Source organism: Novilysobacter erysipheiresistens (genome assembly GCF_036663935.1).
Taxonomy (GTDB): Bacteria; Pseudomonadota; Gammaproteobacteria; order Xanthomonadales; family Xanthomonadaceae; genus Novilysobacter; species Novilysobacter erysipheiresistens.
This window is the reverse complement of the sequence record NZ_JAXGFP010000002.1, coordinates 59,698-75,038: the sequence shown is the minus strand read 5'-3', so window position 1 is coordinate 75,038 and position 15,341 is coordinate 59,698. Positions and strand designations below refer to the sequence as shown.

The following is a 15,341-nucleotide window of genomic DNA, read 5'->3' as shown; positions in this document are numbered from 1 at the left end:
GCACCATGAAGACTGTTGGCGGTTTTGCCACTGCGTTCGCCGCCGCGTTCGCGGCCGGAGCGGCGCTGATGTATTTCCTGGACCCGGTCGCCGGCCGTCGCCGGCGGGCGCTGGCACGCGATCGCGGGGTATCGGTCGGCCACGACGCGGAACACTTCGCGCGTGCCAAGTCCAAACGCGCGATCGACCGTGCCCATGGCATGGTGGCGCGTGCGCGGGCCGGGCTGTCGCATGCACCGGTGGATGACGGCCAGTTGCACGGCCGCATCCGCACCCGGCTGGGACGGCTGGTGGCGCATCCCGGCGAGGTCAATATCGAGGTGAACGGTGGACGCGTCGTGCTGCGCGGCCATGCCACGGATGCGGAGATCGACCAGCTGACCGCAGCGCTGGCGGCGATGAACGGTGTCGCCGATGTCGACAACCGGCTGTCGGTCGATGCACCGGAATCGCGGCATTGAGGACGATGACGGCGGCAGTGCGCCGGTGAAGCTCGAAGGCTCGTGCCACTGCGGCCAGGTGCGTTTCCGCTGCGAAGCCTACGCGCCGGTTCCCTTCCTGCGTTGCTACTGCTCGATCTGCCGCAAGACCGCTGGCGGCAGCGGCAGCGCGATCAACCTCGGTGCACACGCCGACACGTTGGAGGTGGAGGGCCGGGAGCATTTGGGCGTCTACCGCGCGCGCATCGACGACGGCGACGGGGGGTGCCGCATCAGTTCCGGCCAGCGGCATTTCTGCACCGGCTGCGGCAGTGCGTTGTGGTTGTTCGATCCGCAATGGCCGGAACTGGTGCACCCGCACGCGTCGGCCATCGACACGCCGCTGCCGTCGCCGCCGGAGCGCGTGCACATGCTGCTGGGGTCAAAGGCCAACTGGGTGCAGGTGCCGCAGGGCCGGCATGACCGGCATATGGATGGCTTCCCCGACGAGTCGCTGGAGGATTGGCACCGGCGCCACGACCTGCTCGGTGGCAGGGACGGCAACGTTTGAGAGGGCGGTTGTCGCAGGTGCGACAATTGCCCGCCCATTTGCCGCGACGCCCAATCGCCAGACCGGACCGACGATGATCAACAACGACGTGCTGCGCAGCATCCGCTACATGCTCGACCTGAGCGACGGCAAGGTGGTGGAGATCACCCAGTTGGCCGACCCCGGTTTCCCGATCGACAAGACCGATGTCGAGGCGTTCCTGAAAAAGGACAACGAGGACGGCTACGTCGAATGCAGCAACGCGGTGCTGGCGCATTTCCTCGACGGGCTGGTGATCCACCGGCGCGGCAGGAACCCGGACCTGCCGGTGCGGCCGGTGGAGAAGCGCGTCAACAACAACGTGGTGTTGAAGAAGCTGCGGGTCGCGTTCGAGTTGAAGGACGTCGACATGCACGAGGTCTTCGAGGCCGCCGGCTTCCCGATCTCGAAGCCGGAGTTGTCCGCGCTGTTCCGCCAGCCCGGGCACAAGAACTTCCGGCTGTGCGGCGACCAGTTGCTGCGCAATTTCCTCAAGGGCCTGACGCTGCGCGTGCGCGGCGCCTGATCCGAAACACCCGCCTTCACCGAAGGAGTCGTCATGTCCTACGTCCGCTGCCTGCGTGGCCTGGTTTCAGGCGCCGAGTACCCCGCCGACCGGCCGATGAACCTGGATCCGGTCGATGGTCGCCCGGTGGAGATGGTCCTCGACCTCGACCGCCTGCGCGCCGAGCAGCCGGACGCCGGCTGGTACCGCCCGCAACGGCGCGACATGTGGCGCTTCGGCGCGCTGATGGCGCTGGATGCCAATGATCCGCGCGACGCCGGCCACATCGTCGCGCTCGGCGAGGGCGCCACCCCGTTGCTCGACTACGCCCATCATCCGGTCGCGCGCCGCGCCGGCATCGCCCTGCAGCTGAAGGACGAGGGCAAGGCGCATCCCGGCCACGGCGCCAACCCGACCCAGAGCTTCAAGGACCGCGGCATGGCGATGGTGGCCGCGCAGGCACGGCGGCTCGGCCTGACGCGGTTGGCGGTGCCCACCCAGGGCAACGCCGGCGACTCGCTGGTGCGCTATGCGCTTGCCGGCGGGCTGTCGGTGGTGGTGGCGATGCCGGACGACACGCCATTGCCGATCCTCGGGGGCATCGCCGCCGCCGCGCGGTTGCACCCCGATCGCATCGTGCTGGAACTGGCCGGGCCGACCATCCACGAGTCCGCCGCGTTGCTAAAGGAGCGGTACGTTCCGCAGGGCTGGTTCTCGGTCGCGACCTTCCAGGAACCCGGCTGGCGCATCGAGGGCAAGAAATCGCTGGGCCTGGAACTGGCCGAGCCAGCGCCGGGCGAGACGCGTTGGTCGCTGCCCGACGTGGTGGTCTATCCCACTGGCGGCGGTACCGGTGTACTCGGCATGTGGAAGGCGTGGGACGAGTTGCAGGAACTGGGCCTGATCGATGCGCGGCGGCCGCGGATGATCTGCGTGCAAAGCGAAGCCACGGCGCCGCTGGTGCGGGCGTTCGAAGGTGGCGACGACGACACCAGCGCCGTGTCCGCGGGGCAAACGCTGGCGGTCGGCCTCAACGTGCCCGGCGGCGTCGGCCATTTCCGCGTGTTGCAGATCATCCGCGCCAGCCAGGGTGCCGCCGTGGCGGTCAGCGAGGCCGACATCGCCGCCGAGTTCGCCCGCCTGTGGCACGCGAGACCCGAGTGGATCGGCCCCGAGGGCGCCGCGTGCCTGGCGGCGCTGCCGCAACTGCTCGATCGCGGCCTGGTCGCGCGCGGCGAGCGGGTGGTGGCGGTGAATACCGGCTCGGCCGAGAAGTACCTGCCGGCACTGCGGCACTTGATGTAGTGCTTGAATCGGGCGCGCTGCCGTCGCTTCTTCGCGCGGCGATAAGCCGCGGTTGCCTACGATCGGAACGTCCGTTCTTGACGGAGCGGCCGATGGAAAGCTCCCACCCCCGCCTCGCATGCATTGCCGCGTTTCTGGCGATCGCCTCCGGCTGCACCTCGTTTCCACCTGACGGACCGCGCGCGGAGGCGCCGGCCGGAGCGGAACCGGCGGCCGCTCGCGGGCGATTCGCCGTGCCTGGCGTCACCATGCTGGATACCTGGAATGCGGTCGGGCAGATCCTCGTGCGGCTGGACGGTGTCACCTACCAGGGACGATCCCAGATGCTCGGCCTGTATGACGTGCGCTATCGCGGCGAGCCGTTGCTGATCGTGACGCGGGCACGGGTGATGCAAGGCCCGGCCGACGGCATGGTCACCGAGGTGGACGCATTGCAGCAGGACGGCAAGCCGAGCGACAGCGCCGCCGGGACCGAGCTGTTGCACCTGCTGCGGCAGCGACTGCCCGAAGAACTGGCCTGGATCGAGGCCGGAGGGCGATAGCGCGATACCGACCCTGCTGCTCTGCGTGCACCAGTGTCAGGCGTTCGCAGCAGGCCGCGCTCGCCGATTCATGAATTGCCGGGCCTGTTCGATTCCAATGCGGCGCGATCCCAGCGTGCCAGGTCCGCGGCGGCCTCATAGGTGCTCTGCAGGAAGCCGAGGAGCGCCTGGTCGGGCGCCTCCGCTGCCCGCACCGCTTCGTATGGCAGGACGAATTCACCCAGCGTTTCATGGAAGTACGCTGCCTCCGGCCTGATCGCACGCGATCGGTAGCCCGCGGGTTCGGGATAGGCGTAGGCATAGAAGGCGGCTTCGCCCACGCCGCCGGTGCCGGGCCAGAACCCCGAGCTGGCCACTTCGTGCGAATAGGCTTCCTGCATCACCCAGTCAGCGCAGTTGGGCGCACCGCCCGGGTGCCGGGGCGCGGAGCGTCCGGAAAACCGGGTCGCCGCCAGGTCGAAGGCACCCCAGAAAAAATGCACGGGGCTCGACTTGCCGATGAAGCGGGCGCGGAACTCGTTGAACACCCGCGCGACCTGCACGAGCGCGCCCCAGAAGCGGTGGACGGCGGCCGCGTCGTAGCTTGCGTGCCGCGTATCGTCCTCGAAGCGGATGGCCTCCTCGACTTCGACCGGGCGGCTGAATATCTCGACCCCGATGTCCAGTTGGCGCAACGCATCCATGGTCTTGCGATAGAAGTCGGCCACCGACATCGGCGCCAGTTCGAAGGAGCGATCGGCGCCATCGGACGTGGTAACGCGCAGTTGGTGTCCGACGAAATCGAAATCGACGGCAAACGTGCGCGCGCCATCCGGCACGGGTGAGGTCGTGAGCCCGCGCGTGGTGACATAAAGCGCCGAACCCCAGGAGTGGTTGATCCACGGGGAGCGTTGAAGCCGGATCTTCCCGACGATCTGCGCCCACATGTGGAGGGCGGTGAGCGTCTCCTGCCATTCCGCCAGCGGCGGGAGTGCCGGCCAGGTGTGATTGGCATCACCGGTGTGGAGGGTCGTCATGGGTCTCTCCCGCGAGTCGAGGGATGCGCCAGCGGATCGAGTGTATTCGAGCAGGGCTGCGATCTCACCCTGCGATCAATGCAGCTCCCGGGCCTGGCCGGGGCCGGCATTGCGTTCCAGCAGCAACACGAAGGCTTCCGGGCTCATCGGGTGGGCGAGGGCGAAGCCTTGCGCGGAGTCACAACCGGCATCGGCCAGCCAAGCCAGCGTTGCGTCGTCCTCGATCCCTTCGGCGGTGACCTGCACCCCGAGGTCGTGGGCGAGCCGGATGGTCCCGCGCACGATCGCCTGGTCGGAGGGCGACTGCAGCAGCCGCATCACGAACGTGCGGTCGATCTTGAGTTCGTCGGCATCCAGCAGGCGCAGGTTGGTGAGCGAGGAATGACCGGTGCCGAAGTCGTCGATCGAGATGCGGATGCCGCAGGGCCGCAGTTGCGCGAGTGCGTCGACGACCTTGTCGGGGTCGCGCATGACGTCGGTCTCGGTGAGTTCGAGCAGCAAATGCGGGCCGAGGTCGCCGGTGGCGGCGATGATCGCGGCGACCAGCGCCGGGTCGGCCAGGTCATTGGCCGATACGTTGACGGCGATGGTGAGCAGGCGGCCCTGGTCGCGCCACGCGCGGCAGAGTTCGAGCGCGCGGTCGACCATGTACAAGGTCATCTCGCCGATCATGCCGGCGCGTTCGGCCAGCGGCACGAACGCGGCTGGCGCCAGCGGGCCGTACTGCGGGTGGTGCCAGCGGACCAGCAGTTCGGCGCCGGTCCAGCGGCGGCTGTCGAGGTCGAGCGTGGGCTGCAGCGCGTAGCCCAGTTGCCGCGTGGCGATCGCTTCGCGAAGGTCCGACAGCAGGGCCTGGTGCTGCGGGTCCGCCGCCAGCAGCGGTTGGGAATACGCGCCGGCCGTGAACTGTTTACGCGCGGCTACGCGGGCCCCGGCCGACGACCGGCGCCACCAGACGAAGGCGGGAACCAGCAATCCCAGCGACAGCCCGGACACGACCATCAGCGGGATCGTCCATCGGCTGCCGGTTTCATCGGCCAGCGGCGGGTGGATCGCGGCCTGGTACAACCGCTCCTGCTCGCCGTTCGCGCGGACCCGGTCCAGCCCGGCGTCGATGATCGGAACCAGCTCGGGCCGATCGCGCGGCACCGCGAAGACGTACTGGCGCTCGAGCAGCGGCGGGCCGAGCGCGATGATGTCGGTCATGCCGGCCTGCGCAGTTGCATACAGCCCGATCCCGGTCGGCACCAGCGCGTACTCGGCATCGCCCCGGCCGACCGCCGCCAGCGCGTCCGATTCGACGTCCACCTCGACCAGTTCCACCGTGCCCGGCGGCAACGCGCTCAGCGCCTCGAACGCCAGGCCGGCGCGTTGCACGGCGACGCGATGCCCGGCCAGTTGCTGCAGCGATTCGACCAGCGGCGAGCCGCGATGGCCGAACACGATGTGGTAACGCAACATGTACGGCTTGCTGAAGAGGAAGCGCTCGGCGCGCTCCGACGAGATGAACATCGGTACGACATCGATTTCGCCGCGATCGAGCCGCTCCAGCGCGGTGTCCCACTCGCCCAGCTCGAAGCGCAATGACAGGCCCTGGGGTTCGAGCACCGCGCGGATCAGTTCGACGTCGAACCCCTTGGCCGCACCGTCGTCATCGAGGAACTGGAACGGCGGGTAGTCGCGGTCGCCGCCGACGACCAGTGTCTGCGATGCAACGGCGGGGGCGGGGGCGGGAGTAGGAGTAGAACCGGCGACAGCCCAGGCCGCGACGAAGCACGTCGCCAGGACAAGCATGGCCGCCCGCGCGACCGTAGGTGCGCTTCCGCGACCGCGTCTGGACCGTGATTCCATTCGTTCCCCCCGACCGCGCTTTCGCGGGTCCCCGGCCCATCCTACCCCCGGTCAGGGCGCCGGCGCTCAGCGATACCCTTGGGCCTGCAGCGAGAACAGGTGCGCGTAGTGCCCGTCGGCGGCGATCAGTTGCTCGTGGTTGCCGCGCTCGATGATGCGGCCGTCCTGGATGACGATGATCTGGTCGGCCATGCGCACGGTCGAGAACCGGTGCGAGATCAGGATCGCGATGCGGTTGTGGGTCAGCTTGCGGAAATGCTCGAAGATCGTCGCCTCGGCGGCCGCGTCCATCGCCGCGGTCGGCTCGTCCAGCACCAGGATGTCGGCGCGCGAGCGCATGAAGGCCCGGGCCAGGGCGATCTTCTGCCATTGCCCGCCGGACAGCTCGCGGCCTTCGCGGAACCACTTGCCGAGCTGGGTATCGAAGCCGGCGGGCAGGGTCTCGATGAAAGGCGTGGCCATGCCCATGTCGGCGGCTTCCTGCCAGCGCTCGCGGTTCTCGAAGTGCGCCACGTCGCCGGCGCCGACGTTCTCGCCGACGCGCATCTGGTAGCGCGCGAAGTCCTGGAAGATCACCCCGATGCGCTGCAGCAGCGTGGCCTCGTCCCACTCCTGCAGGTCGCGGCCGTCGAGCAGGATGCGGCCGGTGTCGGGCGAGTACAGCCGGGTCAGCAATTTGATGAGCGTGGTCTTGCCGGAGCCGTTCTGGCCGACCAGCGCCAGCGACTCGCCGGGGCGGATGTGCAGGTCGATGCCCTGCAGCGCCGGGGTGTCGGCGCCGGGGTAGGTGAAGCTCACGTTCTCGAAACGGATGCCGTCGCTGGGATCGGGGCCGGTCTCGGCGATGCCGCGGTTCGCGGGCACCGGGGTTTCCAGGTACTCGTACAGGGTCGACAGGTACAGGTTGTCCTCGTACATGCCGCCGATCGCCGACAGGCTCGCCGACACCGCCGCCTGGCCCTGGCGGAACAGCATCAGGTACATCGTCATCTGGCCCAGGGTGATGCGGCCGACGATCGTGGTCATCGCGATCCAGCCGTAGGCCACGTACAGGGTGACGGTGCCGACCAGGCCGAGTACGAAGCCCCAGCCGTCGCGGCGAATCGCGAGGTCGCGATCGGCGCTGTAGAGCTTGCCGAAGATCCCGCGATAGCGGTCCAGCAGCAGCGGGCCGAGGCCGTAGAGCTTGACCTCCTTGGCGTGGTCCTCGCGCGCGATCACCGTTTCCAGGTACATCTGCATGCGGGTGTCGGGCGAGCGCCAGCGGAACAGGCTGAAGGCGTCGCCGGAGAACCGCGTCTCGGCCAGGAACGAGGGCAGCCCGGCGAGCACCAGCACCAGCACCGCCCACGGCGAGAACTGCGCCAGCAGCACGCCGTAGCTGACCAGCGAGATGCCGTTCTGGACCAGCCCGAAGGTACGGTTGACCAGCGACAGCGGCCTTGAGGAGGCCTCGCGGCGGGCGCGGGTCAGCTTGTCGTAGAACTCCGAGTCCTCGAAGTGCGCCAGCTGCAGGGTCAGCGCCTTCTCCAGGATCATCACGTTGACCCGCTGGCCGAGTTGCGCGCGCAGCAGCGACTGGCACAGCGAGATGCCGCGCTGGGCGCCGGCGACGGCCATCACCAGCCCGGCCTCCAGCGCGATCAGGCCGTACACCGGCGTCAGCACCAAGGGTTCCCCGGCCGATACCGCGCGGCTGGCGGCGACCACCGCATCGACGATCAAGGCGCCGACCCAGGCGACGCCGGCCGGCAACAGGCCGGCGGCGATGGTCAGCAGGCCCAGCGCCACGGTCAGCCGCCGGCTGGTGCTCCAGACCAGTTCCAGCGCGCGTCCGCTGAAGCGGAACACGCCGAGGAAGCTGTGGGCCGTGGCGTTGGTGTCGGCGCCGGGCGGCGGGGCGATAGGCGGCACGCTAGGGGCTCATCGGGCATCGTCGCGGATGCGGATCCCGGAAGATGGGGGCCTTGGCGTACGCATGCAAGGCGACGGACGCCGTGCATGCTGGTGCGATCGATCAGAACTTGCCGGACACGGAGAACGAGAATATCGGTCCGATCCGTCGATCGCGGCGTTCGTGGTAGTCGACCGGTCCGGTGCGCCGGTCGACGTAGACGGTGCGGTCCCACAGGCTGCGCGCGCCAAAGATATTGCCCGCGGTGGCGCGCACGGTCAGGCCCATGACGTCCTTGTGTTCGATGAACACGCTGCCCCAGGTCGGGCCTTCCCATAGCCGGCCGACTTCCGTGAGCCGGTAGTCGCGCGCGTTGAACGAGTAGCTCAGGTTGCTGCCGTAGGCCCAGGCCGTGCCGGGAACATCATGTCGAAGCGACAGTTCCCCGTGGCGCAGCAGGCTGTTGCTGATGCGGCGCGACTCGCCGGTGAGCGGATCGTCGACCTGACTGTCCTGGAGCTGGAAGCGTGCGTCGACCTTGGCCCCGTGCCAGCCCATCGGGTCCAGATTGAGCGTGCTCTTCCACTCCAGTCCGTACAGCGTCGCTCGGTCGAGGTTGCCGGGACTCTCGCCGGCCGGGCCGATCGGGATGGTGTCGATGATGTCGTCGATGCGTTGGCCGTACAGCCTGAGGCTGGCGCTGCCGTACCTGCCGAGGTCGCGGGTCGCCTCGACGTCCAGCTCCCAGCTCTGCTCAGGCACCAGGTCGGGATTGCCGGCGTTCTCGCGATCGTCCGCGAGGTCGACCGAGGCAAGGAAATCGTAGAAGTCGAGCTGGCCAACGCGGCGCTGCAGCTTGGTGTTGATATCGAGCTGCGGCGTGGCCTCCCATGCCAACGAGACCAGCCCCTTCGGGCGCACAAAGCTGCGGCTCAGGCCGCCACTGCCGGCCTGCTGGAGCCTGGAGTACTCACCGCCCAGCGACAGCTGGAACGTGGTGGTGGCGGTGAAAGGGCGGCCGTAGCTGGCCATCACTTCATAGCGATCCTCCTCCACGGTCGCGGTGCCGCCGGGCAGCGGCACCGGGTCGAACCCGCCGTCCGCCCCCAGCTCGAACAGGCCCGATACGTTGTCGAGGCTGTTGAAGGCGCTCTCGGCCGACAGTTGCCAGTCCGCGCGAGCGCTCTTCCAGCGGTATTCGGCCCGGGCGATGCGTTCCTTCTCCTCGCTCTTGCGAACGTAGCGGCTGCCTGTCGCGGGCGTGCTCCCGTCGACCGGGCGGGTGATGACGGTTTCCGAGATCGGTGCGTGTGCGAGACGGTTAAGCCCGATCAGTTTGAGCCGGCCCGCGCCCAGGCCGAACTCGTAGTCGCCGCTGACCTCGTGGTTGTAGCCGCGTTCCTCGAAGCCGACGGTACGGACGCGGTCAGTCAGGCCGGGGCCGATGCGGCTGCCCGTTTCGACGTAGTCCTCGTAAACCCGCTGGTAGGACGCGCTGATATTGCCGATGGCGCCTCCTTGCCCTTCATGGTGGAGGCGGGCGCTGAGCCTGGGGCCATTGAACTCGTCGGTCCACACTTCGTCGCGATACTCGACGAAGCGCTGGTCGGCGTCATAGATGTGGGTCGCGCCACCGGCGCCGCTGTGGCTGGCGCCGTTTTCCAGCCCCAGCGTGTAGTCGATGGTGCCCGTGGCCGCACTGATCGAGACCTCGCCGCGGGTGACCAGCGGGTCGGTGTAGTAGGACCGGAACTCGGGACGCCACTCCCACTGGCCGCTGATCCCGTCGGCCCGGGCGACCACGTTCGCGACCTGGCCCGACAGGCCCGGGATGTCGAGCGTGGCGCCGTCGATGATCTCGATCCGGGTGACGTTGCCCGCCGGGATCCGGCTCAGCGCGTCAAGGACGTCGTTGGACTTGCCAGAGATGCGCTGGCCGTTGATGAGCACGTTGCCGGTGGCCTGGCCGAGGCCGCGTTGCTCCTCCGCCTCGCGAATCACGAAACCGGGCACCTGCTCCAGCATGTCGAGCGCATTGCGCGGCGCGTAGCGCGCAAAGTCTTCGGAGGCATACGTGCGCACGCCGGTAGCGGGCGCGCGGGGCGCCGCATCCTGGGCGGCCACGGCAAGCGAGAACGGCAGCAGCGCGACGGAGAGTGCGATGCCGAAGGTCAGATGAGCCATGCAGTACCCCGATGACGGCAAGCGGCCGTCGGACCACAGCTGGGACGCGCCCAGGAATCAGATGGTTTAAACCAGACATCCGCGAGACTTGCGACACGCCACGTCCGGACGTTCAATTGCGGGATGCCACATTGACGGTGCTCGGGATTGGCCGGCTCCGCGATGTGCCGCCGTTGTCCCCGATGCGCTACCAACCCCCGTGCAAGCGAGTTTCCCATGACTGATTCCCGGCGTCCCAAGGCCAGCGACTTCGATCCGGAAGTGCTACGGCTGTTCGACCAGTACGTCCATGGCGTGATCGATCGCCGCGGCTTCCTCCGCGGCGCGGCGGGCTTTGCGGTCGGTGCGGCCACCGCGACCGGGCTGTTGGCGGCGCTGGCGCCGCGGTTCGCCGAGGCGCAGCAGGTCAAGCCCGACGATCCGCGGCTGTCGACGGAGTCCGTCGAGTTCGAGTCGCCGAAGGGCTACGGCAAGGGGCGCGGCTACCTGGTGAGGCCGGCCAAGGCCGACGGCCCGCTGCCGGTGGTGCTGGTGGTGCACGAGAACCGTGGCCTCAACCCGCATATCGAGGACGTGACCCGGCGGCTGGCGCTGGAAGGTTTCATCGCCTTCGCCCCCGACGCGCTGTTCCCGCTGGGCGGCTACCCCGGCGACGAGGACGCGGCCCGCGCGCTGTTCCAGAAGCTCGACCAGGACAAGACCCACGCGGACTTCCTCGCCGCCGCCGACATGCTCGGCAAGCTCGAGGGCGGCAACGGCAAGATGGGTGCGGTCGGCTTCTGCTACGGCGGGGAAATGACCAACTTCCTCGCCACCGAGCTGCCCGACCTGGCCGCCGCCGCGCCGTTCTACGGTCCTGCGCCGCCGGTCGAAAAGGTCGACGCGATCAACGCCGAGATGCTGGTGGTGCTCGCCGCCAACGACGAGCGGGTCAACGCCACCTGGCCGGCCTACGAGGCCGCGCTGAAGCAGGCCGGGGTGACCTACACCCTGTTCCAGCCTCCCGGCACCCAGCACGGCTTCAACAACGACACCACCCCGCGTTACGACGAGGAGGCCGCGGCGGAAGCCTGGCGCCGGACGATCGCGCTGTTTGATCGCACCTTGCGCGAAGGGACCCCGTCGGCAGCGACGTAACCGGTACGCGAGGCCTCAAGAAAGCGTGCGGCCTGCCGATCTGGTGGTTACGGAGGTCGCCAGGCGACCGTCCGGACGACTACCAGGACGCTGCGCTTTCCATGCAACCCGTGACCTACAGCGTGATCCGGATCGGCCAGACATGGACGGTGCGGTGCTCGCACGAGATCGGCCGCTCGTCGTCGCACGGAGACCGGAGCGACGCCTTGCGTACGGCCGAACAAGCCGCGCTGGCGATGTGGAAAGAGCACAGTGCGGCCAGCCGGGTCGTGGTCGACGACGACTCGGGCCGCTGGCTCGCGGTCGCCCAGTTCGGCCAGATGCTGGGTTGACCGCCCGGCCATCCGGCTGGCGCGGGGTTCATGCTCGCGGCGCTATCCTGCGGGCCTGATCCGAATGCTTTTCCGGAGGTTCCCATGGCGACTGGCTGGGCCGGCGACGGCGCCGTACAGGACCAGATCGATGCCACCGTCAAGGACGGCATCAAGCGCGCCCGTGGCCAGTTGCGCCAAGGCCCGGGACTGACCCACTGCGAGGAATGCGACACGCCGATCCCGGAGGCGCGGCGCAAGGCCGTGGCCGGGGTGCGCCTGTGCATCTCATGCCAGGAGGCCGAGGATCGCGAGCGGCACGCGGCCGGCGGCTACAACCGGCGCGGCAGCAAGGACAGCCAGTTGCGTTGACGGCCGGATAGCCGGACCGGGTCGCTTTTTCGATGCGTGTCGACGCGCTACCGTGTCGGTCGACTCCCTGACCCGAATCGACCGCCATGAATCGTCGCGACTTCCTCCTCACCGGCGCCGCCGCCGGCACCCTGGCCGTCGCCGACACCTGGACGCCGGCTTTTGCCCGGCCGCGCAGCAAATTGCGCCTCGGAATGATCGGCACCGGCCTGCGCGGACAGAGCCTGATGGGATCACTGCTGGGCCGCGGTGATGTCGAGATGGTCGCGCTGTGCGACATCGAGCCGATCATGCTCGCCCGCGCGGTGGCGGCGGTCGAGAAGGCCGGCCAGGCGACCCCAAGGACATTCGGTGCGGACGGCGATGTGCACGCCTACCGCCGCTTGCTGGAACTCGACAACCTCGACGGCGTGATCATCGCCACGCCGTGGGAGTGGCACGCGCCGATGGCGATCGATGCGATGCAGGCCAAGGTACCGGTCGGCTGCGAGGTGGTCGCCGGCATCACCCTGCAGGACCACTGGGACGTGCTGCGCACCCAGCAGGAGACCGGCACTCCTTACATGCTGCTGGAAAACGTTTGCTACCGCCGCGACGTGATGGCGGCGCTCAACATGGCGCGGCAGGGCGTTTTCGGCGAGCTTGTCCACCTGCAGGGCGGCTACCAGCACGATCTGCGCGGGGTGAAATTCAACTCCGGGCACCCGGACGAGCCCTACGGCAGCGGCGTCGAATTCGGCGACAAGGGCTGGTCCGAGGCGCGCTGGCGCACCCGGCATTCGATCGAACGCAACGGCGACCTCTATCCCAGCCACGGCATCGGCCCCTGCGCGCACCTGGCCAACGTCAACCGTGGCAACCGCTTCACCCGGATCAACTCGTTCGCGAGCAAGGCCCGTGGCCTGCACGACTACCTGGTCGACAAGGCCGGCCCCGACCATCCGAATGCGAAGCTCAAGTTCGCCCACGGCGACGTGGTCACCACCCAGATCGCCTGCGCGAACGGCGAGACCATCCTGCTGCAACTGGACGTGTCGCTGCCGCGGCCGTATTCGCTGGACTTCCGCGTGCAGGGCACCGAAGGCTTGTGGATGGACGTCAACAACGGCGTCCACATCGAGGGCAAGAGCCCGCCGCACAAATGGGACGACGCGCAGGAGTGGTTCGCCAAGTACGACCACCCGTTGTGGAAGAAGCACGCCGAAACGGCGGCCGGCGCCGGCCACGGCGGGATGGACTGGTTCGTCCTCAATGGTTTCGTCGAGGCGTTGAAGATCGGCGACCCGATGCCGATCGACATCTACGACGCGGTGACCTGGAGCGCGATCACGCCGTTGTCGGAACAGTCGATCGCCGGTGGCTTCGAGACGCTGGACTTCCCGGATTTCACCGAGGGCAAGTGGAAGGCGCGCAAACCTATCTTCGCGCTCGACAGCGGTTATTGATCCCGCCGGCGGGCCGTCCCGTTACCGGTCACGGCGTGGCCGGTGGTTGCGCCGAACCCGCGGTATACGGGAACTCGCGAAAAATCGCGGCGATCGCTTCGTCGGCGGCTGCGGCGCGCTCCTGCGGGCTGCGCTGGGTGACCCGGCCGATCGCATCGCCGGTCCATACCAGGTGGTTGCGTTCGGCATCGACCAGGTCGACGGTCAGGGTGCCCTCGGTGTACTGGCTGACCCGGGCTTCGTCGTACCAGACCGGCACCGCGAAATAGCGCTGGGCGCGGTAGCTGTAGAAGTAGTGCACGTCGCTGCGCGGGATGCTGTAGACATCGGAGCGTTCGCGGATCACGCCCTGGAAGTTGACCAGCAGGTCGGGATCCTCCGGGTCGAAGCGATATCCGCGCGCCTCCATCTCGCGGCGCACGCTCTGCTTGATCCGGTCCGAGAGGTAGTTGGTGTAGCCCGATTGCTCCATTGCCAGCGGCTCATAGAAGGCATAGGTGGCGTAGCGCGAGAAATCGGCGGCGGGGTCGGCGTCGGTGCGTACCCGCGGCCCGAGGGCGCAGGACGCGAGCGTCAGCAAGGCGAGGAGGGCGCACAGGGCGCGCAGGATCGTGCCGGGGAGATGGCGTCGCATGGCATGTCTCCGAGTTCGGATGACCAATGCCACGCTAACAATCCGGTGCCGGACATCGCGTGAAGCCGCTGCGCGGATTTCCGTCTTCACGTCGCCATGACGCCTTGCCGTTTCGCCGCATCCGGTGACCGACATCCAGTTGCTTCGCCGTTCCTCCATTGGCGGCTTCAATTCCCATGCGGTACGGCCCCCGGCCGGAGGCGGAAGTCGCATTCCCTCGAGGATTCGCGGATGGACGTCAATCGGAAACAGCCACGGCGCGCCGTGGCGACGGTGGTGTTGCTGTCTGGGTTAATGGTGGCGGGAACCGGCTTTGCCGCAGACCTGACCACCGCGTCATGCGGCTGCAGCACGATCAAGGTCAAGAAGTTCTACGATGCCAACGCCAATGGCGTCCTTGATCCCGGCGAGCCCGGTTTGCGCGGCTGGAAGATGACGCTCGAATCGGTCAGCAAATCGGTCGACTCCACCAAGTACACCAACTGGTCCGGGGTTGCCGGCTGGGGCATCAAGGCCGGCAGCGACTATTCGCTGCGCGAAGGTACGCCGATCCAGACCAACTGGGTGCAGTCGTCCCCGGTGGACGAAAATGGCGACCCGATCAATCCGCAGACCGGCATCGAGGCGTTCGCGGGCAAGACCACCTGGGTCAAGTTCGGCAACTACTGCAAGGTCGGCAGCCGCGGCCGCACACCGGGCTTCTGGGGCAACAAGAACGGCGAGACCCGGATGGGCGACGGCGGCACCCTGCAGCCGGAACTGGACCTGCTCGGCGACCTGAACCTGGTCGATGCCAACGGCATGGCCTTCGACCCGGCCAACCACGCCGAGTTCAAGGGATGGCTGCGCGACAGCGAGGCCACCAACATGGCCTACAAACTGTCGTCGCACGTAGCGGCGATGGCGCTCAACATCGAGGCCGGCTTCGTCAACGGCAACGTCACCTACGTGCCGGTTGGCGGCACGATCAACGAGCTGATGGGGCTGGCCAACCAGTCATTGCTGGATGACCCGCAGACGTTCGTCGGCCATCCGCAGCGGGCCTACCAGGAGCAACTCAAGAACCACCTGGACGCGCTGAACAACAACGCCGCGGTCGTGTCGCCGACCCCGTGCAAGCGCAGCTTCGAGTACTGA

At 68.2% G+C, this 15,341-nt stretch carries 15 protein-coding genes; 10 read left to right on the top strand and 5 right to left on the bottom strand.

Annotated elements, in window-relative coordinates; all coding sequences use genetic code 11:
• Positions 1 to 5: 5 nt before the first annotated feature.
• The 5 genes from SNE34_RS03500 (at position 6) to SNE34_RS03480 (ending at position 3,360) form a co-directional block, all read left to right on the top strand.
• Positions 6 to 461, top strand: coding sequence for a BON domain-containing protein (locus SNE34_RS03500; RefSeq protein WP_332614781.1), 456 nt, complete (start codon positions 6 to 8; stop codon positions 459 to 461).
• Positions 439 to 990 (top strand): GFA family protein, encoded by a 552-nt coding sequence (locus tag SNE34_RS03495; protein WP_332614779.1) that lies wholly within the window; start codon positions 439 to 441, stop codon positions 988 to 990. Before SNE34_RS03500 ends, SNE34_RS03495 begins: the two co-directional genes overlap by 23 nt.
• A 73-nt stretch (positions 991 to 1,063) precedes the next feature.
• The gene (locus SNE34_RS03490; protein WP_332614778.1) at positions 1,064 to 1,534 is read left to right on the top strand and encodes a YehS family protein; all 471 of its coding nucleotides are present in this window, start codon (positions 1,064 to 1,066) and stop codon (positions 1,532 to 1,534) included.
• Between the two features lie 33 nt (positions 1,535 to 1,567).
• On the top strand, positions 1,568 to 2,818 hold the full coding sequence (locus tag SNE34_RS03485) for a threonine synthase (RefSeq protein WP_332614776.1): 1,251 nt from the start codon (positions 1,568 to 1,570) through the stop codon (positions 2,816 to 2,818).
• 233 nt (positions 2,819 to 3,051) lie between these two features.
• On the top strand, positions 3,052 to 3,360 hold the full coding sequence (locus tag SNE34_RS03480) for a hypothetical protein (protein WP_332614774.1): 309 nt from the start codon (positions 3,052 to 3,054) through the stop codon (positions 3,358 to 3,360).
• Positions 3,361 to 3,428: 68 nt separating this feature from the next.
• Here SNE34_RS03480 and SNE34_RS03475 read toward each other — a convergent pair whose 3' ends face one another.
• From SNE34_RS03475 to SNE34_RS03460, 4 genes are all read right to left on the bottom strand, one after another.
• A complete protein-coding gene (locus SNE34_RS03475) occupies positions 3,429 to 4,376 on the bottom strand; it encodes a DUF5996 family protein (RefSeq protein WP_332614772.1) in 948 nt (315 codons plus the stop codon).
• Between the two features lie 75 nt (positions 4,377 to 4,451).
• Positions 4,452 to 6,170: an EAL domain-containing protein gene (locus SNE34_RS03470; RefSeq protein WP_332614770.1), complete on the bottom strand. Its 1,719-nt coding sequence runs from the start codon at positions 6,168 to 6,170 to the stop codon at positions 4,452 to 4,454.
• 123 nt (positions 6,171 to 6,293) lie between these two features.
• Positions 6,294 to 8,141, bottom strand: coding sequence for an ABC transporter ATP-binding protein (locus SNE34_RS03465; protein WP_332614768.1), 1,848 nt, complete (start codon positions 8,139 to 8,141; stop codon positions 6,294 to 6,296).
• Between the two features lie 103 nt (positions 8,142 to 8,244).
• Positions 8,245 to 10,305 carry a TonB-dependent receptor plug domain-containing protein gene (locus SNE34_RS03460; protein ID WP_332614767.1) on the bottom strand — a complete coding sequence of 687 codons (2,061 nt, stop codon included), beginning with the start codon at positions 10,303 to 10,305 and terminating at the stop codon, positions 8,245 to 8,247.
• 216 nt (positions 10,306 to 10,521) lie between these two features.
• Here SNE34_RS03460 and SNE34_RS03455 point away from each other — a divergent pair, with 216 nt between their 5' ends.
• The 4 genes from SNE34_RS03455 (at position 10,522) to SNE34_RS03440 (ending at position 13,570) form a co-directional block, all read left to right on the top strand.
• Positions 10,522 to 11,442: a dienelactone hydrolase family protein gene (locus SNE34_RS03455; RefSeq protein ID WP_332614765.1), complete on the top strand. Its 921-nt coding sequence runs from the start codon at positions 10,522 to 10,524 to the stop codon at positions 11,440 to 11,442.
• Positions 11,443 to 11,543: 101 nt separating this feature from the next.
• On the top strand, positions 11,544 to 11,774 hold the full coding sequence (locus SNE34_RS03450; protein WP_332614764.1) for a hypothetical protein: 231 nt from the start codon (positions 11,544 to 11,546) through the stop codon (positions 11,772 to 11,774).
• A gap of 84 nt (positions 11,775 to 11,858) precedes the next feature.
• Positions 11,859 to 12,125, top strand: coding sequence for a DksA/TraR family C4-type zinc finger protein (locus SNE34_RS03445; protein WP_332614762.1), 267 nt, complete (start codon positions 11,859 to 11,861; stop codon positions 12,123 to 12,125).
• 86 nt (positions 12,126 to 12,211) lie between these two features.
• Positions 12,212 to 13,570 carry a Gfo/Idh/MocA family protein gene (locus SNE34_RS03440; protein ID WP_332614761.1) on the top strand — a complete coding sequence of 453 codons (1,359 nt, stop codon included), beginning with the start codon at positions 12,212 to 12,214 and terminating at the stop codon, positions 13,568 to 13,570.
• A 28-nt stretch (positions 13,571 to 13,598) separates the two neighbouring features.
• Here the strand turns inward: SNE34_RS03440 and SNE34_RS03435 are convergent, their stop codons facing one another.
• Positions 13,599 to 14,204: a DUF4136 domain-containing protein gene (locus SNE34_RS03435; RefSeq protein ID WP_332614759.1), complete on the bottom strand. Its 606-nt coding sequence runs from the start codon at positions 14,202 to 14,204 to the stop codon at positions 13,599 to 13,601.
• A 231-nt stretch (positions 14,205 to 14,435) separates the two neighbouring features.
• Here SNE34_RS03435 and SNE34_RS03430 point away from each other — a divergent pair, with 231 nt between their 5' ends.
• Entirely contained in the window at positions 14,436 to 15,341 is a 906-nt protein-coding gene (locus SNE34_RS03430) for a hypothetical protein (protein WP_332614757.1), read from the top strand.

Coding starts and splice junctions, on each gene's coding strand:
- SNE34_RS03500 (WP_332614781.1), top strand. CDS start 6: ATGAAGACTGTTGGCGGTTTTGCCACTGCGTTCGCCGCCGCGTTCGCG.
- SNE34_RS03495 (WP_332614779.1), top strand. CDS start 439: ATGCACCGGAATCGCGGCATTGAGGACGATGACGGCGGCAGTGCGCCG.
- SNE34_RS03490 (WP_332614778.1), top strand. CDS start 1,064: ATGATCAACAACGACGTGCTGCGCAGCATCCGCTACATGCTCGACCTG.
- SNE34_RS03485 (WP_332614776.1), top strand. CDS start 1,568: ATGTCCTACGTCCGCTGCCTGCGTGGCCTGGTTTCAGGCGCCGAGTAC.
- SNE34_RS03475 (WP_332614772.1), bottom strand. CDS start 4,376: ATGACGACCCTCCACACCGGTGATGCCAATCACACCTGGCCGGCACTC.
- SNE34_RS03470 (WP_332614770.1), bottom strand. CDS start 6,170: ATGCTTGTCCTGGCGACGTGCTTCGTCGCGGCCTGGGCTGTCGCCGGT.
- SNE34_RS03460 (WP_332614767.1), bottom strand. CDS start 10,305: ATGGCTCATCTGACCTTCGGCATCGCACTCTCCGTCGCGCTGCTGCCG.
- SNE34_RS03455 (WP_332614765.1), top strand. CDS start 10,522: ATGACTGATTCCCGGCGTCCCAAGGCCAGCGACTTCGATCCGGAAGTG.
- SNE34_RS03450 (WP_332614764.1), top strand. CDS start 11,544: ATGCAACCCGTGACCTACAGCGTGATCCGGATCGGCCAGACATGGACG.
- SNE34_RS03445 (WP_332614762.1), top strand. CDS start 11,859: ATGGCGACTGGCTGGGCCGGCGACGGCGCCGTACAGGACCAGATCGAT.
- SNE34_RS03440 (WP_332614761.1), top strand. CDS start 12,212: ATGAATCGTCGCGACTTCCTCCTCACCGGCGCCGCCGCCGGCACCCTG.
- SNE34_RS03435 (WP_332614759.1), bottom strand. CDS start 14,204: ATGCGACGCCATCTCCCCGGCACGATCCTGCGCGCCCTGTGCGCCCTC.
- SNE34_RS03430 (WP_332614757.1), top strand. CDS start 14,436: ATGGACGTCAATCGGAAACAGCCACGGCGCGCCGTGGCGACGGTGGTG.